Annotated in this window: 18 protein-coding genes; 6 read left to right on the top strand and 12 right to left on the bottom strand. The window is 71.8% G+C overall.

The genetic code is table 11. The features are described 5' to 3' along the window. Positions 1–166 precede the first annotated feature (166 nt). The 6 genes from whiA to AZE13_RS18030 form a co-directional block, all read right to left on the bottom strand. Positions 167–1,156 carry a DNA-binding protein WhiA gene (gene whiA / locus AZE13_RS18055; RefSeq protein ID WP_018091880.1) on the bottom strand — a complete coding sequence of 330 codons (990 nt, stop codon included), beginning with the start codon at positions 1,154–1,156 and terminating at the stop codon, positions 167–169. Continuing rightward, the gene (locus AZE13_RS18050) at positions 1,147–2,208 is read right to left on the bottom strand and encodes a uridine diphosphate-N-acetylglucosamine-binding protein YvcK (RefSeq protein WP_066932451.1); all 1,062 of its coding nucleotides are present in this window, start codon (positions 2,206–2,208) and stop codon (positions 1,147–1,149) included. Before AZE13_RS18050 ends, whiA begins: the two co-directional genes overlap by 10 nt. Then, positions 2,205–3,158 carry an RNase adapter RapZ gene (gene rapZ / locus AZE13_RS18045; protein WP_079124114.1) on the bottom strand — a complete coding sequence of 318 codons (954 nt, stop codon included), beginning with the start codon at positions 3,156–3,158 and terminating at the stop codon, positions 2,205–2,207. The genes AZE13_RS18050 and rapZ overlap by 4 nt, the downstream gene beginning before the upstream one ends. Next, a complete protein-coding gene (gene uvrC / locus AZE13_RS18040; RefSeq protein ID WP_066932773.1) occupies positions 3,155–5,275 on the bottom strand; it encodes an excinuclease ABC subunit UvrC in 2,121 nt (706 codons plus the stop codon). Before uvrC ends, rapZ begins: the two co-directional genes overlap by 4 nt. 387 nt (positions 5,276–5,662) lie before the next feature. Then, entirely contained in the window at positions 5,663–6,664 is a 1,002-nt protein-coding gene (locus tag AZE13_RS18035; RefSeq protein ID WP_258527855.1) for a hypothetical protein, read from the bottom strand. 3 nt (positions 6,665–6,667) lie between these two features. Then, positions 6,668–7,333, bottom strand: coding sequence for a papain-like cysteine protease family protein (locus AZE13_RS18030; RefSeq protein ID WP_079124113.1), 666 nt, complete (start codon positions 7,331–7,333; stop codon positions 6,668–6,670). Between the two features lie 240 nt (positions 7,334–7,573). Between AZE13_RS18030 and AZE13_RS18025 the strand changes: the two genes are divergently transcribed. After that, a complete protein-coding gene (locus AZE13_RS18025; protein WP_066932447.1) occupies positions 7,574–8,512 on the top strand; it encodes a hypothetical protein in 939 nt (312 codons plus the stop codon). Between the two features lie 45 nt (positions 8,513–8,557). Here the strand turns inward: AZE13_RS18025 and AZE13_RS18020 are convergent, their stop codons facing one another. Next, positions 8,558–8,971, bottom strand: a complete 414-nt coding sequence (locus AZE13_RS18020) for a Rieske (2Fe-2S) protein (RefSeq protein WP_066932445.1) — start codon at positions 8,969–8,971, stop codon at positions 8,558–8,560. A gap of 352 nt (positions 8,972–9,323) precedes the next feature. Here AZE13_RS18020 and AZE13_RS18015 point away from each other — a divergent pair, with 352 nt between their 5' ends. Next, a complete protein-coding gene (locus tag AZE13_RS18015) occupies positions 9,324–10,343 on the top strand; it encodes a carbohydrate kinase family protein (protein WP_066932443.1) in 1,020 nt (339 codons plus the stop codon). A gap of 107 nt (positions 10,344–10,450) precedes the next feature. Here AZE13_RS18015 and uvrA read toward each other — a convergent pair whose 3' ends face one another. Continuing rightward, complete coding sequence (uvrA, locus tag AZE13_RS18010) at positions 10,451–13,543, bottom strand: excinuclease ABC subunit UvrA (RefSeq protein ID WP_066932441.1); 3,093 nt, start codon at positions 13,541–13,543, stop codon at positions 10,451–10,453. Between the two features lie 404 nt (positions 13,544–13,947). On the opposite strand from uvrA, the gene AZE13_RS18005 reads away from it, so the two are divergent. Both AZE13_RS18005 and AZE13_RS18000 read left to right on the top strand, forming a co-directional pair. Continuing rightward, positions 13,948–14,724, top strand: coding sequence for a maleylpyruvate isomerase family mycothiol-dependent enzyme (locus tag AZE13_RS18005; RefSeq protein WP_079124112.1), 777 nt, complete (start codon positions 13,948–13,950; stop codon positions 14,722–14,724). Positions 14,725–14,733: 9 nt separating this feature from the next. Further along, positions 14,734–15,390: an MBL fold metallo-hydrolase gene (locus tag AZE13_RS18000; RefSeq protein WP_066932439.1), complete on the top strand. Its 657-nt coding sequence runs from the start codon at positions 14,734–14,736 to the stop codon at positions 15,388–15,390. 34 nt (positions 15,391–15,424) lie between these two features. Here the strand turns inward: AZE13_RS18000 and AZE13_RS17995 are convergent, their stop codons facing one another. The 4 genes from AZE13_RS17995 to uvrB form a co-directional block, all read right to left on the bottom strand. After that, entirely contained in the window at positions 15,425–16,477 is a 1,053-nt protein-coding gene (locus tag AZE13_RS17995; RefSeq protein WP_066932437.1) for a TerC family protein, read from the bottom strand. A 338-nt stretch (positions 16,478–16,815) separates the two neighbouring features. Next, positions 16,816–18,939, bottom strand: coding sequence for a TerD family protein (locus AZE13_RS17990; protein WP_066932435.1), 2,124 nt, complete (start codon positions 18,937–18,939; stop codon positions 16,816–16,818). Between the two features lie 129 nt (positions 18,940–19,068). Then, a complete protein-coding gene (locus AZE13_RS17985; protein ID WP_066932433.1) occupies positions 19,069–19,647 on the bottom strand; it encodes a TerD family protein in 579 nt (192 codons plus the stop codon). A gap of 155 nt (positions 19,648–19,802) precedes the next feature. Then, positions 19,803–21,944, bottom strand: coding sequence for an excinuclease ABC subunit UvrB (uvrB, locus tag AZE13_RS17980; RefSeq protein WP_066932431.1), 2,142 nt, complete (start codon positions 21,942–21,944; stop codon positions 19,803–19,805). Positions 21,945–22,467: 523 nt separating this feature from the next. On the opposite strand from uvrB, the gene AZE13_RS17975 reads away from it, so the two are divergent. After that, on the top strand, positions 22,468–23,364 hold the full coding sequence (locus tag AZE13_RS17975) for a glycerophosphodiester phosphodiesterase (protein ID WP_066932429.1): 897 nt from the start codon (positions 22,468–22,470) through the stop codon (positions 23,362–23,364). 110 nt (positions 23,365–23,474) lie between these two features. Then, a complete protein-coding gene (locus tag AZE13_RS17970; protein WP_079124111.1) occupies positions 23,475–24,050 on the top strand; it encodes a methylated-DNA--[protein]-cysteine S-methyltransferase in 576 nt (191 codons plus the stop codon). Positions 24,051–24,054: the final 4 nt, after the last annotated feature.

The following is a 24,054-nucleotide window of genomic DNA, read 5'->3' as shown; positions in this document are numbered from 1 at the left end:
TCCTCGTTGGTACGCCGGCTCCGACACCGGCGAGCTGTATGGGATGTCCCCGACCGCCTCCGACCCTACCCCCTGAAGGAGACGCACGTGACATTGACATTGCGCCTGCACACGCGTAGAGAGGCGCGCCCAAATGGGCTCGCTTCCGGCCATCCGGTGGCGCGTATCAGCCGACCATGCCCTCGGCGAGTTCCTCGGTGAGGTTGGACTCCGTGCCTGGGATGCCGAGATCCTGGGCGCGCTTGTCGGCCATCGCCAGCAGGCGGCGGATCCGGCCGGCGACCGCGTCCTTGGTCAGCGGCGGGTCGGCGAGGGCGCCCAGCTCCTCCAGGGAGGCCTGCTTGTGCTCCATACGGAGCCGGCCGGCCGCCGCGAGGTGCTCGGGAACCTCCTCGCCGAGGATCTCCAGGGCGCGCTGGACCCGGGCGCCGGCCGCGACCGCGGCGCGCGCCGAGCGGCGGAGGTTGGCGTCGTCGAAGTTGGCGAGGCGGTTGGCGGTGGCCCGGACCTCGCGGCGCATCCGCCGCTCCTCCCAGGCGAGCACCGACTCATGGGCGCCGAGCCGCGTCAGCAGCGCGCCGATCGCGTCACCGTCCCGGACGACCACCCGGTCGACACCGCGGACCTCGCGGGCCTTGGCGCCGATGCCGAGCCGGCGGGCGGCGCCGACCAGGGCGAGCGCCGCCTCGGGGCCGGGGCAGGTCACCTCCAGGGAGGAGGACCGGCCGGGCTCGGTGAGGGAGCCGTGGGCGAGGAAGGCGCCGCGCCAGGCCGCCTCGGCGTCGCAGGTCGCCCCGGAGACGACCTGCGGGGGCAGGCCCCGGATGGGGCGGCCACGGCCGTCCACCAGGCCGGTCTGGCGGGCCAGCTGATCGCCGCCGGCCACCACCCGGACCACGTAGCGGCTGCCGCGCCGCAGCCCGCCGGGGGCCATCACCACCAGGTCGGAGCTGTGCCCGAAGATCTCCAGGATGTCCTTGCGCAGCCGGCGGGCGGCGATGCCCGTGTCCAGCTCCGCCTCGATCACAATGCGTCCGCTGACCAGGTGCAGTCCACCCGCGAACCGCAGGATCGACGAGACCTCCGACTTCCGGCAGCAGGTCCGGGTGACGGGGAGCCGGGAGATCTCATCCTTCACCGCAGCCGTCATCGCCATGGGCCGATCCTTCCATGCATCCGAAAAATACGGTCGTACGCGGCTGCCAGCAGCTCCGGGTCGTGCCGGTCAGGGGCTCCCCCGGCACCCGGCCGGACGTCGTCGCCTTGTGCGGCGACCGCCGCCAGCTCGACCTCGCTGCCGACGAGCTGCTTGGCGGCAACCGTCAGACCGTCGATGTCGGGCACGGCGGCCCTGTCGGCCAGCACCACGTCGAAGGCGAGTTTAGGGGCGTGTCGGGCCAAAACCTCCAAATGACGCTGCGGGGAGAAGCCATCGGTTTCGCCGGGTTGCGGCGCGAGGTTGAGCGAGAGGACCTTCCGGGCCTTGGTCTCCTCCAGCGCCTCGCGCAGCTCCGGCACCAGCAGATGCGGGATCACGGAGGAGAACCAGGAACCGGGGCCGAGCACCACCCAGTCGGCGTCCCGCACCGCGGCGACCGCCTCGGGGACGGCCGGCGGCTCCTCGGGGACGACATGGACGGACTGCACCTCACCGGGGGTGAGGGCGACGGTGGCCTGGCCACGGACCGTGGAAACGTCATCCGGGCGCGCCGGGTCATGGCCCCGGACCTGCGCCTGGAGCTCCAGGGGCACCGCCGACATGGGCAGCACCCGGCCGTGCGCGCCGAGCAGTTTGCCGACCAGGTCGAGCGCCTGGACGTGGTCGCCGAGCTGCTCCCACAGGGCGACGATCAGCAGATTGCCGACCGCGTGGTCGTGCAGCTCGCCCTCGCTCTGGAAGCGGTGCCGGATCACCCGGGCCCAGGTCTGGCCCCAGTCGTCGTCGCCGCACAGCGCGGCCAGCGCCTTGCGCAGGTCGCCGGGCGGCAGCACGCCCAGCTCGTCCCGGAGCCGGCCGCTGGAGCCGCCGTCGTCGGCGACCGTGACCACGGCCGTCAGGTCGCCGGTGATGCGGCGCAGCGCGGCCAGCGAGGCGGACAGGCCCATGCCGCCGCCGAGCGCCACCACCTTGGGCGTGGCGCCCTTCGTCGTACGGGCGCTCGGGACGAATCTGCGGACCCGGCGGAGCCGTGGGGTGCGGCCGCTCACTCGCGCCCCATGTCCCGGTGGACGACGACGGTTTCCACGCCTTCGGAGACCAGACGGCGGGCCAGCTTCTCGGACATCGCCACGCTGCGGTGCTTGCCGCCCGTGCAGCCGACGGCGATGGTCACATAGCGCTTGCCCTCGCGGCGGTAGCCCTCGGCGACGATCCGCAGCAGCTCGACGTAGCCGTCCAGGAACTCCTTGGAGCCGGGCTGGCTGAAGACGTAGCCGGCCACCTCTTCGTTCAGGCCGGTGAAGGGGCGCAGCTCGGGGACCCAGTGCGGGTTGGGGATGAAGCGGCAGTCGACGACCAGGTCGGCGTCGACCGGCAGGCCGTACTTGAAGCCGAAGGACATGACCGTGGCCCGCAGCTCGGGGACCTCCTCGCCGGCGAACTGGGCGTCCAACTTGGCGCGCAGCTCATGGACGTTGAGGCTGGAGGTGTCGATGACCAGGTCGGCGTCGCCGCGCAGCTCGCGCAGCAGATCGCGCTCGGCGGCGATACCGTCGACGATCCGGCCGTCGCCCTGGAGCGGGTGCGGGCGGCGCACCGACTCGAAGCGGCGCACCAGGGCCTCGTCGGAGGACTCCAGGAAGACGATGCGGCGCTTGACGTTCTGCGCGTCCAGGGTGGCCAGCGACTCCTTGAGGTTGGCGAAGAAGCGGCGGCCGCGGACGTCGACGACGACCGCGATCCGGGCGACGTTGCCCTGGGAGCGGGCGCCCAGATCGACCATCGGCGGGATCAGCTCGGGCGGGATGTTGTCGACGACGAACCAGCCGAGATCCTCCAGGCACTTCGCGGCCGTGCTGCGGCCGGCGCCGGACATCCCGGAGATGATCACCAGTTCGGGGATCGCGGCGCTCTCCCCCTGGCCGGACTCGCGCATCATGCCCGTACTCACCTGTGCCCCGTCTCTCTCGGTTCCCTGTGGCTCGTGCTCTGTGGTCATCGGTCCTTCCCCCGTTCCGCGGACAACGCGGCCGGCGGGGCCCCGTCATCCTCCATGATCTCTCCTGTGGCGGTGTTCACCGCGGGAGCGGACGGCGCCGCCCCGGCCAGCGCGGCGGCGACCGTCCCGGCGGTCTTGCGGCCGATACCCGGGACCTCGCAGATCTCGTCGACCGTCGCGGCCCGCAGTCTCTTCAGCGAGCCGAAGTGCTTGAGGAGTGCCGTGCGGCGGGTGTCGCCCAGGCCCTCGATCGCGTCGAGCGGCGAGGACTTCAGCCGCTTGGTGCGCTTGCCGCGCTGGTAGCTGATGGCGAAGCGGTGGGCTTCGTCACGGACGCGCTGGAGCAGGTAGAGGCCCTCGCTGCTGCGGGGCAGCACCACCGGGTCGTCGTCCCCGGGCAGCCAGACCTCTTCGAGGCGCTTGGCCAGACCGCAGACCGCGACGTCGTCGATGCCGAGCTCGTCCAGGGCCCGGCGGGCGGCCGCCACCTGCGGGGCGCCGCCGTCGACGACCACCAGCTGGGGCGGGTAGGCGAAGCGCCTGGGGCGGCCGTCGTCGTCGACGGGGCCGCTGCCGGCCGTACCGGTGCCGGTGTCCGTGAGGCCGCTGCCGGCCGTGACGGCGTCCTCGGGGGCCTCGGGGGCGTCGGGTGCCTCTCCCTCCGGCTCCTCCGTCCACTCCCCCGACTTCTGCTTCTCCTGGAGGTAGCGCCGGAAGCGGCGGCCGACGACCTCGTGCATGGACCGGACGTCGTCCTGCCCCTCGCCGTGCCAGACCTGGGTGTCCCCGACCCGGCCCTTGATCTGGAAGCGGCGGTACTCGCTCTTCCGGGCGAGGCCGTCCTCGAACACCACCATCGAGGCGACCACGTCCTGGCCCTGGAGGTGGGAGATGTCGAAGCACTCGATGCGCAGCGGCACCGAGTCCAGCCCGAGGGCCTCGGCGATCTCCTCGAGCGCCCGGGAGCGCGTGGTCAGGTCGGAGGCGCGCTTGGTCTTGTGCAGAGCCAGGGCCTGCTGGGCGTTGCGGCCGACCGTGGCCATCAGGTCCTTTTTGTCGCCGCGCTGCGGGATGCGCAGCGAGACCCGGGAGCCGCGGCGCTGGGAGAGCCACTGCGCGACCGGCTCGACGGGCTCGGGGAGGGCGGGGACCAGGACCTCCTTGGGGACGGCGTCGCCCTGCTCGTCGCCGTACAGCTGCTGCAGGGCGTGTTCGACGAGGTCGCCGGTGGTGACCGCCTCGACCTTGTCGGTGACCCAGCCGCGCTGGCCGCGCACCCGGCCGCCGCGGACGTGGAAGATCTGGACGGCGGCTTCCAGTTCGTCCTCGGCGACGGCGATCAGGTCGGCGTCGGTGGCGTCGGTGAGCACCACGGCGTTCTTCTCCATGGCCCGCTTCAGCGCGCCTATGTCGTCGCGCAGCCGGGCGGCCCGCTCGTACTCCATCTCCTCGGCGGCGTCCTGCATCCGCCCCTCCAGGCGGCGGAGGTACGCACCGGTGCGGCCGGCCATGAAGTCGCAGAACTCCTCGGCGAGTTCGCGGTGCTCGTCGGCGGAGATCCGGCCGACGCAGGGGGCCGAGCACTTGCCGATGTAGCCGAGCAGGCAGGGGCGGCCGATCTGGGCGGAGCGCTTGAAGACACCGGCGGAGCAGGTACGCACCGGGAAGACGCGGAGCATCAGGTCGACGGTCTCGCGGATGGCCCAGGCGTGCGCGTACGGGCCGAAGTAGCGCACCCCCTTCTTCTTGGCGCCACGCATGACCTGGACGCGCGGGAACTCCTCGTTGAGGGTCACCGCCAGATAGGGATAGCTCTTGTCGTCGCGGTACTTGACGTTGAAGCGGGGGTCGAACTCCTTGATCCAGCTGTACTCGAGCTGGAGCGCCTCGACCTCGGTGGAGACCACGGTCCACTCGACGGAGGCGGCGGTGGTCACCATCGTCCGCGTACGCGGGTGCAGTGCGGCCAGGTCCTGGAAGTAGTTGGCCAGGCGCTGGCGCAGGCTCTTGGCCTTGCCGACGTAGATGACGCGGCCGTGCTCGTCGCGGAACTTGTAGACCCCCGGCGAGTCGGGGATCTGTCCCGGCTTGGGTCGGTAGCTGCTGGGGTCTGCCATGAACACCACCCTACTGACCGCCACTGACAATCATGGTTTTCCGGCCCGCTTCCGGCCGGAAGCGCTGCCGTGCCCGGCCGGGTGGTGACCGTCGGCCGGGGCCTTCGGCGCGGGACCGGGGCGGAGTGGGCGGTGGTGGAGCGGGCGGTGGCGGAGCAGGCGGTGGCGGGGTGGCGCAGGCGGTGCGGGGTGGTGCGGAGAAGTCGGCACAAGCCGGGCAAGGGGAGGGGGCGGGGGGAGGTGGCCAGCCCGGCGAGAACGCGGCTGCCTGGCCCGGCCAGGTCCGCCGCGGCCTCCCCCCGCCCCCCGGACCCCGCTCCCGCCCCTCCCTCTGCAGGGGAAGGAGGCGGAGGGGCGGGGGCGGGGAGCGCGGTCAGGTGCGCCGGCTCAGCGGTCGCTCCGCCGCCTGCGCACCGCCACCGTGGCCGACAGCCCCAGGGCGAGGAGTGCGGCCGCGCCCGCCACGGTGGTGGCGGCGGTCACCGGGAACCCGTCGGCGGCGAGCGCACCGGCCTCGGCGGGCGCCCGGCCGGCGGTCGCCGCGGCGGCCCGCTCCTCGGCCACGGGCGGCTCCCCGGCCGCGGGCCCGCCGGCGCCGGAGCCGGAGCCGGTCTCCGGCCCGTAGCCGCCCGCCTCGCCCCGCTTGTCGTACGCGGAGCCGGGGAGCTTGTCCCCGTACGCCTTCGCCACCCGCTTCTGGTAGGCGGCGAGGGTGGTGCCGTGGGCGCCCACGGCCTTGCGGGCGTCCGCGTCCAGCGGCTCGACGCGGTCGCCGCGCAGCAGGTACCAGGCGTCGGTCTGCGGCTCGTGGAAGACCGTGCCGGAGGCGTCCCGGGCGGCGCCGGCCGCGACGTAGCGGGTCTCGTCGTCCCCGCTGGCGATGTTGACGACCTTCCAGGCGCCGTCCTTGCGCGCGGTCCACACGGACGCGGTGCGGCCGTCCGCGGCGACGGCCCTGCTGGCGAGGAACTCCACGCGGGCGACCGGGGCACCGGCCGTGCCGCGGACGAAGTCCGGCGACAGCGTGTAGACGGGGACGGTGCCGCCCTCGATGTGCGGGGCGTCCTGCGGTGTGCCGGGGGCGGCCGCACGGGCACCGGGTGCGGCCTGGGGGCCGCCGCTCCGCTTCCGGTCGGTGGCGAAGAACCGGCTGAGGGTGTCCAGGGTTGCGGGGGCGGTGGCCGCCTCGTGGGCGGCGTCGACGCTCGCCCGGGCCGGGGCGTGCGGTGCGGGCACGGGTGCGGCGGAGGCGGCGTACGGGGCGACGCCGACGACGGCGATGGCGAGCGTGCCGGCGGCGAGGGCGCGCAGGGCGGTCGCGATGGGGGTCCCCCCTGGACCGAAGCCTGTCGAAGGTCCTTGGGGGACGGCGGAGGTGCGCTTCGTCATGTCTCAGGCCCCTATCCGGTAGAGGGAGTGCGTCCAGGAGAAGGACCCGCCGCGCACGTAGTTGTCGAAGTCGCCCCAGTTGTAGCGGTAGTTGCTGGGCCAGGGATCACCCCAGTAGACCCAGTTGCGGTCGGTGTCGTAGCCGTAGATGACGTGCATGTGCCCGCCGCCGGAATTCCACTGGATGCGGGTCTCGATGGGCCGCTTGGCGTCGATCTCGCTCTGGACGGTGCCGTAGCGGAGCCAGCCCGACACATAGGAGCCGGAGTTGATGCCCATCCAGTCGAGCCCGTTCTGCACATGGCCCAGGGTGGCCTGGTTGTTGGGGCAGGTGGTGCCCTGCTGGCGGTTGAACGCGGCGTTGCAGAACTGGTTCTGGCTGTAGTTCCGGCCGAACCAGGACGCGATGGTGTTCCCGGAGGCGGCCCAGCACCAGTTGCTCTTCTCCTGGGCCTGCATGGTGATGTCGAGGCGGTTGGCGGCGGCGCGCGGTGCGGCCGCGGTGTACGCGGCGTCCGCGGCGGTGACGGTGTGCGCCGGGCGGGCGAGGGGCGCGGCGGCGGCCGCCGTCCCGGGCAGTCCCGTCAGCGCGGTCAGGGTGACGGCGGTGAGCGCCGCGGCCGGCAGCCATCTGCGGCGGGGACGGCGTGCGAGGTGAGCACGGGTCATGGCGTTCCTCCCGACTGGGGGGTGAGGGGGAGAGGAGCGCATCCGGATGCTTGCGAAGGAGCATCAGGTGTTGTCGCACGCAGGTCAACACGGTTCAATGCGGAATGACATGGGGGTGTGGACGGACGGGCCCTGATGTGAACACCCGGTGCCCGGCGTACTGCAGTGAACAGGCACGCAGAGCGTGCGACGTGCGATCCGGTTGTGAACATTCACGTCGCGCGCCGGAGGATTGAGACAATGGCACAGAACGCTCCCCAGTCGGCCGAGTTGGCGCAGCTGCTGCGGACCGGCCCGTTCCATCTCGCGCTGCGCTCCGCGCTCACCGCCCGCGGGCTCGCCCTCACCCGCGTCCAGCACAAACTCGCCCAGCGCGGTATCACCATCGGGGTGACCAGCCTCAGCTACTGGCAGCAGGGCGCCCGGCGCCCGCAGCGTCCCGAGTCACTGCGGGCGGTGCGCGCCCTGGAAGAGGTTCTGGAGCTGCCCGCGTACTCCCTGCACCGGCTCCTGGTCCCGGAGAGCGGCGGCCGCCCGGAGGCCGAGCGGCCGGCGGCCCGTTCCTACCGTTCACTGGTGGCGCCCGCCGACGCGTTGCAGCGGCTCTTCACCGAGCTGGAGACCCCGGCGGACGGCGGGCTGCACACCGTGGGGCAGCATGAGCGGGTCCGGATCGGGCCCGAACGCCAGCTGGTCGAACGGGAATCGTTCCAGGTGGTACGGGCCCACCGGGACGGGGTGGACCGCTATGTCGCCATCCACCGGGGCGAGTCGGGCTGTGATCCGTCCCAGGTACGGGTGCGGATCGGTGAGAACTGCCGGCTGGGCCGGGTACGGGGGAACGCCGAGGCCGGGGTGGTGGTCGCCGAGCTGCTCTTCGACACCCGGCTGCGGGCCGGTGACACCCACGTCTTCGGCTACGCCTTCGAGGACGGCAGCGGCGGCCCGAGCACCGAGTACCTGCGGGGTTTCAGCTTCGCCGGCGGCCAGTACGTCCTGCAGGTGCGCTTCGACGAGGCGGCGCTGCCGGTGCGCTGCCGCCGCTTCACCCAGGTCTCGGCGGCGGCCCCGCGCAGCGCCCAGCAGGAGCTGACGCTGAGCGGCCGGCACCACAGTGTGCACCTCGTGGAGCAGGGCGTACGGCCGGGGATACTGGGGATCGGGTGGGATTGGGGTTAGGGCCTGTCCGATGGCTCCGCGTGGGCCGGGCCCGGCCGGACCGGCTCAGCCCGCTATCAGTTTGCCGTTCTCGGCCCGGACCGGGATCTCCTCCAGCGGGCGGCTCGCCGGGCCCTGGGCGACCTCGCCGGTGGCCGCCACGAAGCGGCTGCCGTGCAGCGGGCAGACGCCCTGTCCCCGCTCGATCTGGTTCAGGACCGCGCCCATGTGCGTACACACGGCGCTGAAGCACTTGAACTCACCCTTTACCGGTTGCGAGACCAGCATCCGCTGCTTGTCGTAGAGCTTGGCGCCGCCGACCGGCACCTCCGAGGCCGGACCCAGCTCGACCGGGGCGTCCGAAGCCGGCCGGCCGCTCGACTCCGGCCCGCCCCCGGCACAGGCGGCGGCGCCGAAGCACGCGACACCCGCGAGCGCGGCCCCGCGCAGCAGGGTCCGGCGGTCGGGGGACTGGCTCATGGCTGCTCCAGGATGACAAGGTCAGGTGACGGGGTCGGACGGTTCCGCTGACGAAGCCGAACGGTTCCGCTGACGAGGTCGGACGGTTCCGGTGACAGGGTCGGACGGTTCCGGGCCTCGACGATACCGGTGCAGAAGGTTCCGCATCCGGCCGGGCCGGACATCCCCGCGGAAGCTCCTGCCCGGTCCCGCCAGGCCACACCACCCGGTCCCCCTCCCCCCGTCCCCCTCCCCGTCCTCCGTCCCTCTCAGCCCCGCCCCGACCACTCCCCCGGCCACTCCACAGCCACCCCCGGCCACCCCGCAGCCACTTCCGGCCGCTCCCGGCCACTCCGGAAAGGAACCGCATCCCGTGATCGTCGTCGCCGGCGAGGCGCTGATCGACCTCGTCCCCGGCCCGCAAGCCCCGTCTCAGGACAGCCAGTTGCCGCCGCTGCTGCCACGGCGCGGCGGCGGGCCGTACAACACCGCGGTCGCGCTGGGGCGGCTGGGCTCGCCCACCGCGTTCTGTTCGCGGGTCTCCACCGACGCCTTCGGCGAGGCGCTGCTGCGCGGGCTGCGCGACGCCGGCGTGGACACCTCGCCGGTGCAGCGCGGCAGTGAGCCGACCACCCTCGCGGTGGCGGACATCAGCCCGGACGGCTCGGCCGGCTACGGCTTCTACGCCGACGGCACCGCGGACCGGCTCTTCGCCCTGCCGCCGGCGTTGCCCGACGCCACCCGGGCGCTCTCGCTGGGCACCTGCTCGCTCGTCCTGGAGCCGGGCGCGAGCGCGTACGAGGCGCTGCTGCGCCGTGCGGCACGGCAGGGCGTCTTCACCGCGCTCGACCCCAACATCCGGCCCGGTCTGATCCCCGACCCGGACGCCTACCGGGCCCGTTTCCGCTCCTGGCTGCCCGATGTCGCACTGCTGAAGCTGTCGGAGGAGGACGCGCGGTGGCTGGCGGGGGCGGAGGCGGACGACGGGCCGGCGCCGGTCTCCGGAACCGGTGGCCGTCCGCCCGTTCCGGAGGACAGCGCGGCGGTGACCGAGGTGGTGACGGCCGCGGCCCGGGAGTGGCTGACCGCGGGTCCCGCGGCGATCGTGATCACCCGGGGCGGTGCCGGGCTGACGGTGCTGACGCCGGACGGCGGTGCGCTGAGCGTCCCCGGCGAGCAGGTCACGGTGGTCGACACGATCGGCGCGGGCGACACGGTCAATGCCGCACTGCTGCACCGTCTGGACGCCCATCACGCCCTCTCCCGCCCTGCCCTCGCCGCTCTCGGCCCCGTCGACTGGCAGGACATCCTGGGCTTCGCCGCCCGCGCGGCCGCCCTCACCTGCTCCCGGGCGGGTGCGGAACCACCGTTCGCGGCCGAGCTGACGGACTGACCAGGGGGTGTCTCCCGGGCCTCCCGTACGACGGCAGGGCCGTCGCCCGCCCCCGAGGAAGGGGACCGGCGTCGGCCCTGACGGTGCGGGATCAGCCCCGCAGGCTCTCAGGCTTTGCGGGCCCGCGCGGCCGTCTTCTTGACCGCCGTCTTACCGGCCGCCGCCTTCTTGGCGGCCGTCTTCTTGGCCGTGGCCTTCTTCGCCGTGGCGCTCTTCTCCGCGGTCTTCTTCGCCACGGTCTTCTTCGCCACGGCCGTCTTGGCGGCGGCGGCCTTGGCGGCCGTCTTCTTCGCCGGGACGGAGTTCTTCGCCGGGCCGGGGTTCTGTGCCGAGCCCGCGACCGTCGCCGCGTCGCTGACCCGGTCGCCGAGGATCTCCCGGAGGAACTTCCCGGTGTGGCTGGCCGGGACGGACGCGATCTCCTCCGGCGTGCCCTCGGCGACGACCAGTCCGCCGCCGTTGCCGCCCTCGGGACCCATGTCGATGATCCAGTCCGCCGTCTTGATCACATCGAGGTTGTGTTCGATGACGATCACCGTGTTGCCCTTGTCGACCAGCCCGGACAGCACGTTGATCAGCTTGCTGATGTCGTCGAAGTGCAGCCCGGTGGTCGGCTCGTCGAGGACGTAGACCGTGCTGCCCGTCGAACGCTTCTGCAGCTCGCTGGCGAGTTTGACGCGCTGCGCCTCACCGCCGGAGAGCGTCGGCGCGGACTGCCCCAGGCGGACATAGCCGAGACCGACCTCGTTGAGCGTCTTGAGGTGCCGGGAGATGGTCGGCACCGCCTCGAAGAAGCTCAGCGCCTCCTCGATGGGCATGTCCAGAACCTCGGCGATGGACTTGCCCTTGTAGTGGACCTCCAGCGTCTCGCGGTTGTAGCGCGCGCCGTGGCAGACCTCGCACGGCACGTACACATCCGGCAGGAAGTTCATCTCGATCTTGATCGTGCCGTCGCCGGAGCAGTTCTCGCAGCGGCCGCCCTTGACGTTGAAGGAGAAGCGTCCCGGCAGATAGCCGCGGACCTTGGCCTCCATCGTCTCCGCGAAGAGCTTGCGGATGTGATCGAAGACCCCGGTGTACGTGGCCGGGTTGGACCGCGGGGTGCGGCCGATCGGCGACTGGTCGACGTGGACGACCTTGTCCACCAGGTCGTCGCCGGCGACCCGGGTGTGGCGGCCCGGCACGGACTTGGCGCCGTTCAGCTCCCGCGCGAGGTGGGTGTAGAGGATGTCGTTGACCAGCGTCGACTTACCGGAGCCGGAGACGCCGGTGACGGCGGAGAACACCCCGAGCGGGAACGACACGTCGATGTCGCGGAGGTTGTTCTCCTTCGCGCCGTGGACCGTCAGCCGCCGCCCGGGGTCGGCGGGCCGGCGGAGGTCCGGCGTCGCGATGGCCTTCTTGCCGGAAAGGTACTGACCGGTGATCGACTCCGGGTTGGCCAGCAGCTGCTTCATCGGGCCGCTGTGCACGACCTTGCCGCCGTGCTCACCGGCGCCCGGGCCGATGTCCACGACCCAGTCCGCGACCTTGATGGTGTCCTCGTCGTGCTCCACCACGATCAGGGTGTTGCCCATGTCCCGGAGCCGCACCAGGGTCTCGATCAGCCGGTGGTTGTCGCGCTGGTGCAGACCGATCGACGGCTCGTCGAGGACGTAGAGCACGCCCACCAGGCCCGAGCCGATCTGGGTGGCCAGGCGGATGCGCTGGGCCTCACCGCCGGAGAGCGTGCCGGCCGCGCGGTTCAGGGAGAGGTAGTCCAGGCCGACGTCGACCAGGAACTTCAGCCGCTCGTTGACCTCCTTGAGGACCCGCTCGGCGATCTTCTTCTCACGGGCGTCGAGCTTCATCTCCCGCAGGAAGTCGGCACAGTCGCTGATCGACATGGCCGCGACCTCGGCGATCGACCTCCCCTGGACCGTGACGGCGAGCACGATCGGCTTGAGCCGCGTCCCCTCGCACGTCGGGCAGGGCACTTCGCGCATATAGCCCTCGAAGCGCTCGCGGCTGCTGTCGCTCTCCGCTTCGGAGTGCCGGCGCTTGACGAACGGCACCGCGCCCTCGAAGGGCGTGGTGTAGGCCCGCTGACGGCCGTACCGGTTGCGGTAGCGCACCTCGATCTGGGTCTTGTGGCCGTGCAGCAGGGCCTTCTTGGCGCGGACCGGCAGTCCGGCCCAGGGGATGTCCGTCCGGAACCCGAGGGCGTCCGCCAGCGCGCCGATCAGGCGGCCGAAGTAGTCCTTGGTGTGGCCGCCGGACCAGGGGTGGATGGCACCCTCGTCCAGCGAGCGGTCCTCGTCGGGGATGATCAGCTCGGGGTCGACCTCCATGCGCGTGCCGATACCGGTGCAGTCCGGGCAGGCGCCGAAGGGCGAGTTGAAGGAGAAGGAGCGGGGCTCGAGCTCCTCGAAGGACAGGTCGTCGTAGGCGCAGTACAGATGCTCCGAGTACATCCGCTCGCGCTGCGGGTCGTCCGGCTCCAGGTCGACGAAGTCGAGGATGACCATGCCGCCGGAGAGCCCGAGGGCGGTCTCCACCGAGTCGGTCAGGCGGCGCTTGGCGCTGTCCTTGACCGTGAGGCGGTCGACGACCACCTCGATCGTGTGCTTCTCCTGCTTCTTCAGCTTGGGCGGCTCGGCGAGGTGGACCGTCTCCCCGTCGACCCGCGCCCGGCTGTAGCCCTTGGTCTGGAGGTCGGAGAAGAGATCGACGAACTCGCCCTTGCGCTCGCGCACCAGGGGGGAGAGCACCTGGAAGCGGCTGCCCTCCGGGAGCTCCAGCACCTTGTCGACGATGGCCTGCGGCGACTGCCGGGCGATCGGCCGGGCGCACTCGGGACAGTGCGGCTTGCCGATACGGGCGAAGAGCAGGCGGAGGTAGTCGTAGACCTCGGTGATCGTGCCGACCGTCGAGCGCGGGTTGCGCGAGGTCGACTTCTGGTCGATCGACACCGCGGGGGACAGGCCCTCGATGAAGTCCACATCGGGCTTGTCCATCTGCCCGAGGAACTGGCGGGCGTAGGAGGAGAGCGACTCGACATAGCGCCGCTGCCCCTCGGCGAAGATCGTGTCGAAGGCGAGCGAGGACTTGCCCGACCCGGAGAGCCCCGTGAAGACGATGAGGGAGTCGCGGGGGAGGTCGAGCGAGACGTTCTTGAGGTTGTGCTCGCGAGCGCCACGAACGATGAGACGGTCGGCCACGCCGGTCGGCACCTTTCTTGGAGAGGGGCGGGAGCCGCGGCTCCGCGTCCGCCGCTCGGTGGAGGGGCTCGATGACCGGGCCCGGCCGGATGAGCAGAGGCGGCGAAGCGGAGCGGAGCCCCCGACCCAGGGTATGGGGCCCGCCGCGGCACTGTCGTTGGGATGCCACACACGAGCCTATAGCACGCGCATTCGATTTACGGGGGCTGTCCGCCCTCTTCACCCAAACGTGTGGCGGCGCCATATCCTTCCCGTCCCGCCACACGCCCGTACGCTGCGGAAATCACCCGGTGCACAGGATGCGTCGCCGCACCAGCCGACGGCCACCCCGTCCGGGCCGCATCCCCGCGACGACCAGCGCCCGCCGACTCCCGCACCGGCCTCCGTGGCGCTAGCGTCGACCCATGACCGTCACCATGCCGGCTCCCTCGGAATTCCCGCACGTTGCCGCAGCCGTCCGCGAGGCCACCGACCGGCTGCTGGTCTCGGTGAGCAGGCTCGACGACGCCGCGATCGGCGAACCGTCGCTGCTCCCCGGCTGGACCCGCGGCCATGTCCTGGCCCATGTGGCACGCAACGCGGACGCCCTCGTCAACCTCCTCACCTGGGCCCGGACGGACGTCCGTACGCCCATGTACGCGAGCGCCGAGGCCCGCGACGCCGATATCGCACGGGACGCCGACCGCCCCCTGGCCGCGCACCTGGAGGACCTCCGGGAGAGCGCCGCACGGTTCGACGCGGCGGCCGGCGCGCTGCCGGAGGTGCGCCGGGCGTTCGAGGTCGAGATGCGCAACGGCGTCGTCGAGCGGGCCGACCGGCTGCCGCTGCGCCGGCTCGCCGAGGTCGAACTGCACCACGTCGACCTGGGCGTCGGCCACACCGTCGAGCAGCTGCCGCCCGCCTTCCTCGACTGGGAGCTGACGTTCCTCACCACGGTGAAGTTCGCCGGCCACCCGGACCTGCCCGCCCTGGAGCTGCGCGCCGACGACGGCCGCCGCTGGCGCATCGCCCGCCCGGCCACTGGTCCCGGCGCCGGGGCCGGGGCCGGGGCCAGGGCCGAGGCCACGCCCGTGGTGGTCTCGGGCTCAGCGGCGGCCCTGGTCGGCTGGCTCACCGGCCGTGGCGACGGCAGCGGGCTCGACAGCCATGGCTCCGCGCTGCCTGTCGTACCCCCGCTCTAGAGTGGGTCCATGGCCTACAGCGGAGCAGTGAAGGTCGGCGGAGCGGCCGACGTGCATGAGCTGACCGACCTGATGATCTCGAAGGTCGCGGTCGGTCCGACGAACAACAACGCCTATGTGCTGAGGTGTCGGGCGACCGACGAGCAGCTGCTGATCGACGCGGCCGCCGAGCCGCACACCCTCCTCACGCTGATCGGCGACAGCGGCATCGCATCCGTCGTCACCACCCACCGGCACGGTGACCACTGGGGCGCGCTGCGCGAAGTGGTCGACGCGACGGGTGCCCGGACGTACGCGGGCCGGTACGACGCCGAGGGCATCCCGGTGCCCACGGACGTGCTGGTCGACGACGGCGACACCCTCACCGTCGGACGCGTCACACTGACGGCGCGCCATCTGGTCGGCCACACCCCCGGCAGCATCGCGCTGATCTACGACGACCCGCACGGCGCGCCCCATCTGTTCACCGGCGACTGCCTGTTCCCCGGCGGCGTCGGCAACACCTGGGGCGACGCCGAGAGCTTCACCAGCCTGATCGACGGCGTCCAGAGCAAGCTCTTCGACCAACTCCCCGACGAGACCTGGGTCTACCCGGGCCATGGCGAGGACACCACGCTCGGCGCGGAGCGCCCCCACCTCGCGGAGTGGCGCGAACGGGGCTGGTAGCCGCGGCGGGTGGCCACCGCACCAGCCCCGGGGGTCAGGCGTCGGTCGGTGCCGCAGGCCTGGTTTTCTCGGCCTCGGCCCCGGCCTTCTCCTGCGCCTCGGCCTTCCCCTGCACCGCGGCCTTCGCCCGCGCCTCGGCCGCCGCCTGCTTCTTCGAGGCGCGCAGGCTGGTGAGCGTCGTGACGACGAGCACGGCGCAGATCACGCCCAAGGAGACCGGAATGCTGATCTCCGGGACGGCGACGCCGGACTCGTGCAGAGCGTGCAGGACCAGCTTGACGCCGATGAAGCCGAGGATGACCGACAGTCCGTAGGAGAGGTGGACGAGCTTCTTCAGCAGGCCGCCGATCAGGAAGTACAGCTGCCGCAGACCCATCAGGGCGAAGGCGTTGGCGGTGAAGACGATGTACGGGTCCTGGGTGAGGCCGAAGATTGCCGGGATGGAGTCCAGCGCGAAGAGGACGTCGGTGGTGCCGATCGCCAGCATGACGATCAGCATCGGCGTCACCAGCCGCTTGCCGTTCTCGACGACGAACAGCTTGGTGCCGCGGTAGGTGTCGGTCGAGGGGAAGCGCTTCTCGACCAACTTCAGGAAGCGGTTCTCCTCGAACTCCTCGTCCTGCTCCTCGGCGCGGGCCTCCTTGATGAGCTTCCAGGCGGTCCAGATGAGGAAGGCGCCGAAGAGGTAGAAGATCCAGGAGAAGTTGGCGATGATCGCGGCGCCGGCGCCGATGAAGCCGGCCCGCAGCACCAGGGCGATCAGCACGCCGACCATCAGCACCCGCTGCTGATAGACCGTCGGAACCGCGAACTTCGCCATGATGAGGACGAAGACGAAGAGGTTGTCGACACTCAGGGACTTCTCGGTGATGAAGCCGGCGAAGAACTCGCCGGCGGGCTGCCCTCCGCCGAAGAACAGCAGTCCGAGGCCGAAGAGCGCGGCGAGCGCGATCCAGACGGCGGTCCAGATGCCGGCCTCCTTGAGGGAGACCTCATGCGGTTTGCGGCCGCCGATGAAGAAGTCGGCGGCTATCAGGGCGCACAGACCGGCGATGGTCAGCACCCACAGGGTCAGGGAAACGTCCACTGCTCCTCCGGCAGAGTCGTACGGCACTCACAGCGTCGTCGCTGCCGGAGGTCTCTTCCGCCCCGCTCCGAACGTGCTGTCCGGTCCGCACGTGCTGTCCGGCTTCCGTGCCGTCCGGTCCGTCCGGAGGAACGGGGCCGACGCCCCGGGATCTCGTGATACTCACAATCCGTGATGACGGGTACGTCGTAGTGGGAATACTCCCCTCCGCACACAGAAGGGTAAAGGAAGGCCAAGGAAGAGTAAAGAAAAGGGCAAAGATCCTGCTCAGGAGGGCTCCGGAAGGCCAGGAAGGCCAGCAAGGTCAGGGATCGGGGGGGATCCGGTGGGCGTGCGGTTCAGGAGCGGAGCGCGCGGCGGGCCTCCGCGACCCGGGCCAGCACCTGGCGCAGTACGTCGCTGCCCTGGGGTACGAGCGGTGGCTCATACGTCCAGGCATGCCCCACCCAGGGGTCGGCCAGATGCGCGTCCGGCACCGGGGTGATCCGCAGCAGCGAGCGCCACAGCGGATCCAGCACCGGGCCGTACGCCCGGGCCTGGGCGCGGTCGGCGACCATCAGCAGATGCACCCCCGCCGCGGGCCCCTCGTCGGCCAGATAGCGGAGCCGGGTGACGGCGCGGTCGTCGAAACCGTGCGGGAAGTCATGGACGATCAGCAGTTGCCGGGCGGTGTCCAGATCCGGCGGAAGGGAATCCGCGGCCCGGCCGCGCACGGCCATCTGGACGAGGTCCACCCGCCGGGTCAGCCCCTCCAGGACCGCGGCCACGCCCTTGGCCCCGGGCAGCGGGGCGGCGGGCAGCACACCGGTCTCCAGGAGCGGGGCGAGCGCGGGTGCCGCCGTACCGCCCGGGTCGATGACCTGGACCGCGAAGTCTCCCGCGGGGTGGACGGCGAGCAGCCGGGCGGCGACGGTGACGGCGGTCTCCATGGCGAGCCGGCGGAGGGTGGCCTCGTCCGGCGGGCCGTCGAGCAGCGCGCTGCCCAGCTCGCGCCGGGCGTACACACGCTCGGGGCCGGGACCGCTGCCGCCTCCGGCGTAGGCGTCGGGCCCGCTGTCGATCCACAGACCGCGCTCCAGGGGGAGCCGTACGAGCAGTGGGATGCGCAGCTCCAGGACCTCGGGGAGGTGCAGATCGCCCAGCCGCAGCGCCAGCGGGCCTTCCCGCGGGGTGTCGTAGCCGTGCCAGACGGGGCTGTCCCAGCGGGCGAAGGCGGGCGGCAGCGCGGGCTCCACGACCTCCGACTCGGCCGTCAGCTGGGCGAGATCGCGGTCGAGGGCAGCGCGGGCCTGGGTGAGCAGGGTGGCGTGCCTGTCACGGGCGGCGGCGCGGGCGGCGTCGGCGGCCGTGCCGAGACGGTCGCGGGGGTCGGCCAGGATCTGGCCGATCTCCCGCTCCAGACGTGACGCGGCGAAGTCGGATGCGCTGCGGTAGGCCGCGACCGAACGGGCCAGATCCTCGAACATGCCCCGGACCTGGTGGTAGAGCCGCTCCTCCATGCTCCATCCGACGGCATCGCCGGCCACCGGGACCGGGGCGGACGGTGCCGGGTCGGCGGGAGTGGCGGACGGTTCCGGAGCGGCGGGATCCGGAGCGGACGGTGCGGCGGACGGTTCCGGAGCGGACGGTGCGGCGGCGCGACGTCCGGGGTGTTGGTAGTCCACCGGACCGCCGGCGGCTGGGGCGGACGGGCCCGACGGAGCGGCTGCGGCCTTGGCGGCGGGGCCGGTCGCGGTCCCGGGCTTGGACGGGGTTCCGGTGACGCCTCCTGCGGTGAGCACCGGGCCGTCGGCTGCCGCCGGGGCCCCGGATGCGGGCCGGGCGGGCGGTTCCGGCCGGTCGGCCCGGTCTGCCCGGTCGGCCCGGCTCGCCGGGACGGGGGCGGGGGCGAGCGCGGGGGCCGCCGGGGCGGGCTCCGGCCGGACCGCCTCCTCGATCTCCGCGGCCAGCTCCGCCGCGTGCGGCAGCCCCTGGTCACGCAGCAGGGCGGCAAGGCCCTCGGTGTACCCCTGGCCGACCGCCCGCACCTTCCAGACGCCCTGCCTCCGGTAGAACTCCACGGCGACGACGGCGGACTCGGCGCCGAGACCGGTGAGGGTGTAGCGGGCGAGAACCGTGCCGTCGAGCGCGCTGACCGCGACGGACGGTGCGGCGGTGGCGCCGAAGGCGGCCGGCGTGCCGGTCCCGGTGGGCAGTGCCAGCAGCACGCTCACCCGTTGGACGGCTCCGGGCAGGGCGTCCAGATCGGCCGCGATACGGTGCTCGGCGGCCGCCTGGCGGGGAACCTCGATGCCGGTGCGCCGGGGCGCTCCCGGATGGGCCACCGCCTCGGTGCCGGAGAGCCTGCCCCGCTCGTCGCCGAGCGTCACTCCGGCCACGACGGGGCCGCCCGCCACGATCCGGACCTCCACCCGGGTCCGGTCCAGTGGATGGTTCTGGCCCCGGACCAGCTCGGCCGTCATCGTCGCTCCCCCTGGTTGTGGTACGTCCCGGGCCGGCCCCGGGCGCGGGCCCGGGTACGCGGCCGGCCCGGGTATGCGCTGCCGCGGTCTGTGGTGCTACATGTGCGGCGCTACATGGGTGGGTGGTGCTTACAGGTGCGGCAGGATCGCCGGTACCAGGTCCTGGAACGTACGGCCGACACAGGGCTCACCGATGGCGGTCATCTGCCAGCCGTTGCCCACGCGGTGCACCTTCGACATGACCTGGGCGGTGTAGTTGCCGCCACCCGTGAGGGTGTAGCGGGCCAGCTCCTGACCGGTGGTCTCGTCGACCAGGCGGCAGGAAGCGTCCTGGACCTCGGCGAAGGTCTGGCCGGTGAAGGAGTTGACGGTGAACACGATCTGGTCGATGTGCACCGGCACCCGCATCAGGTCGACCAGGATCGCCTCGTCGTCACCGCCCTGGCCCGCGCCGCCGACCAGGTTGTCACCGGTGTGCCGGACCGCGCCGTCGTCGCTGACCAGGTGCTGGAAGAAGACGACGTCCATCGGCTTCTTGTCGGCGAAGAGCACCGCCGAGGCATCGAGGTCGATCTCGCTGGTACGCCGTCCGAACAGGCCGCGGCGCGGCGCCGAACGCCACCCCAGGCCCATCCGCACCGCGGTCAGCGTGCCTCCGTCGGACTTCTGCAGGCTGATGCCCTGCCCCTTGGACAAATTGACCGACACGCGCCGTCCCCTCTCTGTACTACTGTCCCGCCCAGCATTCCGGCGGCCCCTCCGACCCTACGCACCACGGCGGGCCGGGGGCGCGCCAGGCCCGCGTTTTGTGGCGTTTCTGCAACACCGGGACGGACCGGGCGCCCGTCCCGGCTCCCCTCACCTCACTTCACCCCGGCCTCCCTCATCTGCCGCAGCTCCTTCTTCAGTTCGCTCACCTCGTCGCGGAGCCGGGCCGCGACCTCGAACTGCAGCTCGGCGGCGGCGGCCCGCATCCGCTCCGTCATCTCCTCGATGAGCTCGGCCAGTTCGGCGGCGGGACGGTCCGTCAGCACCTCGCCGGCCGGGCCGCCCTTGCCCTTCGCGGCCTTCCCGCCCTTGGCACCGAGCGCGGGGACCGGGGCCTTGCCCTTGGCGTCCTTGGCCTCCCCCCGCTTGCGGTACCCCGTGCCCAGCAGCTCCTCGGTGTCGATCTCCTCCCGGGCGATGGTCGCGACGATGTCGCCGATCTTCTTCCGGAGCGGCTGCGGGTCGATGCCGTTGGCCTTGTTGTACGCCAGCTGCTTCTCCCGGCGGCGGTTGGTCTCCCCGATGGCCTTCTCCATCGCCGGAGTGATCTTGTCGGCGTACATGTGCACCTGTCCGGAGACGTTGCGCGCGGCACGGCCGATGGTCTGGATCAGCGCCGAGCCGGAGCGCAGGAAGCCCTCCTTGTCGGCGTCCAGAATCGCCACCAGGGACACCTCGGGGAGGTCCAGGCCCTCACGCAGCAGGTTGATGCCGACCAGTACGTCGTACTCACCCGACCGCAGCTCGCGGAGCAGCTCCACGCGCCGCAGGGTGTCCACATCGCTGTGCAGATAGCGGACCTGGATGCCCAGCTCGAGGAAGTAGTCCGTGAGGTCCTCGGCCATCTTCTTGGTGAGGGTGGTGACCAGGACCCGCTCGTCCTTCTCCGTGCGCGTACGGATCTCGTGCACCAGGTCGTCGATCTGCCCGTCGGTGGGCTTGACCACCACCTCCGGGTCGACCAGGCCGGTCGGGCGGATGATCTGCTCCACGAAGCCGTCGCCCCGGGCGAGCTCGTACGGGCCGGGGGTGGCGGACAGGTAGACGGTCTGGCCGATCCGCTCCAGGAACTCCTCCCACTTCAGCGGCCGGTTGTCCAGGGCGGACGGCAGCCGGAACCCGTGGTCCACCAGGGTGCGCTTGCGCGAGGCGTCGCCCTCGTACATGGCGCCGATCTGCGGGACGGTGACATGCGACTCGTCGATGACCAGGAGGAAGTCCTCCGGGAAGTAGTCGATGAGGGTGTGGGGCGCGGAGCCGGGCTCACGGCCGTCCATGTGCATCGAGTAGTTCTCGATGCCCGAGCAGGAGCCGATCTGCCGCATCATCTCGATGTCGTAGGTGGTGCGCATGCGCAGCCGCTGGGCCTCCAGCTGCTTGCCCTGCTTCTCCAGCGTGGCGAGGCGGTCCGCCAGCTCGGCCTCGATGCCGGCGATGGCCCGCTCCATCCGCTCCGGGCCGGCGATGTAGTGGCTGGCCGGGAAGATGTACAGCTCCTGGTCGTCGCTGATCACCTCGCCCGTGAGCGGGTGGAGGGTGGAGAGCGCCTCGATCTCGTCGCCGAACATCTCGATCCGCACCGCGAGCTCCTCGTAGACCGGGAAGATCTCGATGGTGTCGCCGCGGACCCGGAAGGTGCCCCGGGTGAAGGAGACGTCGTTGCGGGTGTACTGGATGTCGACGAAACGGCGCAGCAGCTCGTCCCGGTCGGTCTCGTCGCCGACCTTCAGCGGGACCATCCGATCGACGTACTCCTGCGGCGTACCCAGGCCGTAGATGCAGGACACCGAGGCGACCACGACCACGTCGCGCCGGGTGAGCAGGGAGTTCGTCGCGGAGTGGCGCAGCCGTTCGACCTCCTCGTTGATGGAGGAGTCCTTCTCGATGTACGTATCGGACTGCGGGACGTACGCCTCGGGCTGGTAGTAGTCGTAGTAGGAGACGAAGTACTCGACGGCGTTGTTCGGCAGCAGCTCACGGAATTCGTTGGCGAGCTGGGCCGCGAGGGTCTTGTTGGGCGCCATGACGAGCGTCGGGCGCTGCAGCTTCTCGATCATCCACGCGGTGGTCGCCGACTTGCCGGTGCCGGTCGCGCCCAGCAGGACGACATCCTTCTCACCCCCGCGGATGCGCTGCTCCAGCTCGGCGATGGCCGCCGGCTGGTCGCCGCTGGGCTGGAACGGGCTGACGACCTCAAAGGGCGCCACCGTGCGTTGGATCTTCGATACGGGCCGCATGGGATCCACCGTACGACCCGCCACTGACAATCGACGCCGCGACTACTCCGGCCTGCGGTTTTGCGGCGGCAGGGGCGGACATCCGAGGCCCGGGGACGCCGCACGGCGGCGCCGGCGGGGCCGCGGGCCGGGGCCGGGGGGCCGGCCGCACCCCGTGCCCGGCCCGGAGCGGCCGCCTGACCGCCGCGCCGGCCCGTGCGCGAGAGGCCCGCTATGACTCCCCTAGCGCCCTATATCAGCAAAACCGGTCAGAAGCACGACGGGTGACGCGTCATCGGGCCAAGATGCGCGGATGCCGTGCCTCCGGCAAGTTGGACGACGTCGGATCGTACGTCTGTTGCACGGCTAATCCGGGCATCCTGCAACTACGGACGTTCCACCCGGAAATCCGGACACTTCTCGTTCAGCGCCCGGCCACCTCACGACCGCTTCCCGCTACGGCCCGGCTGCGAGCCTCTCTCTTCCGACCCCGTTCCACGTCACCTCACGCCACCTCACGCCAACGACGTCACGAGGAGTCCGCATGCGTATCCGCCCCGTCGCCACCGCTGTCGCCGGTGCGCTCATGGGTCTGTCCGCGCTCGTCCTCTCCCCCTCCGCCGCCCAGGCCGGACCGCTCGGACACACTCCGGAGACGGTCGCCCATCGCGGCGCCTCGTCGTACGCGCCCGAGAACACGCTCGCCGCCGTCCACCAGGCCGCCCGGCTCGGCATCGAATGGGTCGAGAACGACGTCCAGCGCACCAAGGACGGCGAGCTGGTCATCCTCCACGACAACTCGCTCGCCCGGACCACCGACGCCGAGGAGGTTTTCCCCGACCGCGCCCCCTGGAACGTCGAGGACTTCACCCTCAGGGAGATCGAGAAGCTCGACGCGGGCAGCTGGTTCGGACCGGAGTTCGAAGGCGAGCGGGTGCCGACCCTAGAGGACTACATGGACGAGGTCGAGCGCCACGACCAGAGCCTGCTGATGGAGCTCAAGGCGCCGGAGCTCTATCCGGGCATCGAGGTCCAGGTCCTCAGGGAGCTGCGCCGCTCGGGCTGGCTGGACCGGCACCACCTCAAGCGCCGCCTGATCGTCCAGAGCTTCAACGCCGACAGCATCAAGACGGTCCACACGCTGCAGCCGAAGATCAAGACGGGGTTCCTCGGCAATCCGTCCGTCGCCGACCTGCCGAAGTACGCGAAGTACTGCGACCAGATCAATCCCGTCCACACGGCGGTCACCCGGGAGTACATCGCCGCCGTACACGGCCTGAGAGGCCCGCACCGCCGTGCGCTGGAGCTGTACACCTGGACCATCGACGACCCGGCCACCGCGGTCAAGGCCGCCAGGCTGGGCGTCGACGGGATCATCACCAACAAGCCCGACGTGGTACGTGACGCGCTGGAGGGCAAGGACCGCCGTCACCGCGGCTGAGCGCCCGGAGCGGAGGGGGAGCGGGGTCGGCAGTCCCCGCCGCTCCGCCGCCCCGTCCCGCCGCCGCTCCGCCACGCGTTGTCAGTGGCGGGTCCTACCCTGATCAGGTGATGCATTCCGAGCAGGTTCCCATGCCGGCGGCGGAGCCCGTGGTGATCCGGCGCGACTGGGCCTTCACCCGCCTGTCGGCCCCGATCGGTCCGCTGCTGCTGGCCGCGACCCGGGAGGGCCTGGCCCAGGTCGTCTTCCATGCCGACGAGCGGAACACCCCCGGTGCGCTGAGCCGTCTGGAGCAGCTCTTCGGAGGCCCGCCGCTGCCGGAGATACCGCATCTGGCAACGGCCGCCGCCGAGCTCACCGCCTACTTCTCCGGGGAGCTGCGGTCCTTCACCGTCCCCCTGGACTGGTCGCTGTCCTCCGGCTTCCACGCCCGGGTCCTGCGTGCCCTGGCCGACGGCGTGCCCTACGGCAGCGTGGTCGGCTATCAGGACCTCGCCGACCGGGTCGGGGAGCCGGGAGCGGCCCGCGCGGTGGGCGCGGCGATGGGCTCCAACCCGCTGCCGGTCGTCGTGCCCTGCCACCGCGTGGTGGCCGCGGACGGCGGGATCGGCGGTTTCAGCGGCGGTCTGGAGACCAAGCGCCTGCTGCTGGCCCTCGAAGGTGTGCTGCCCGCTCCGCTGTTCTGACTCC

It is taken from the genome of Streptomyces sp. NBRC 110611 (genome assembly GCF_001590865.1).
GTDB lineage: Bacteria > Actinomycetota > Actinomycetes > Streptomycetales > Streptomycetaceae > Streptomyces.
This window is presented reverse-complemented; position numbering and strand designations above follow the sequence as displayed.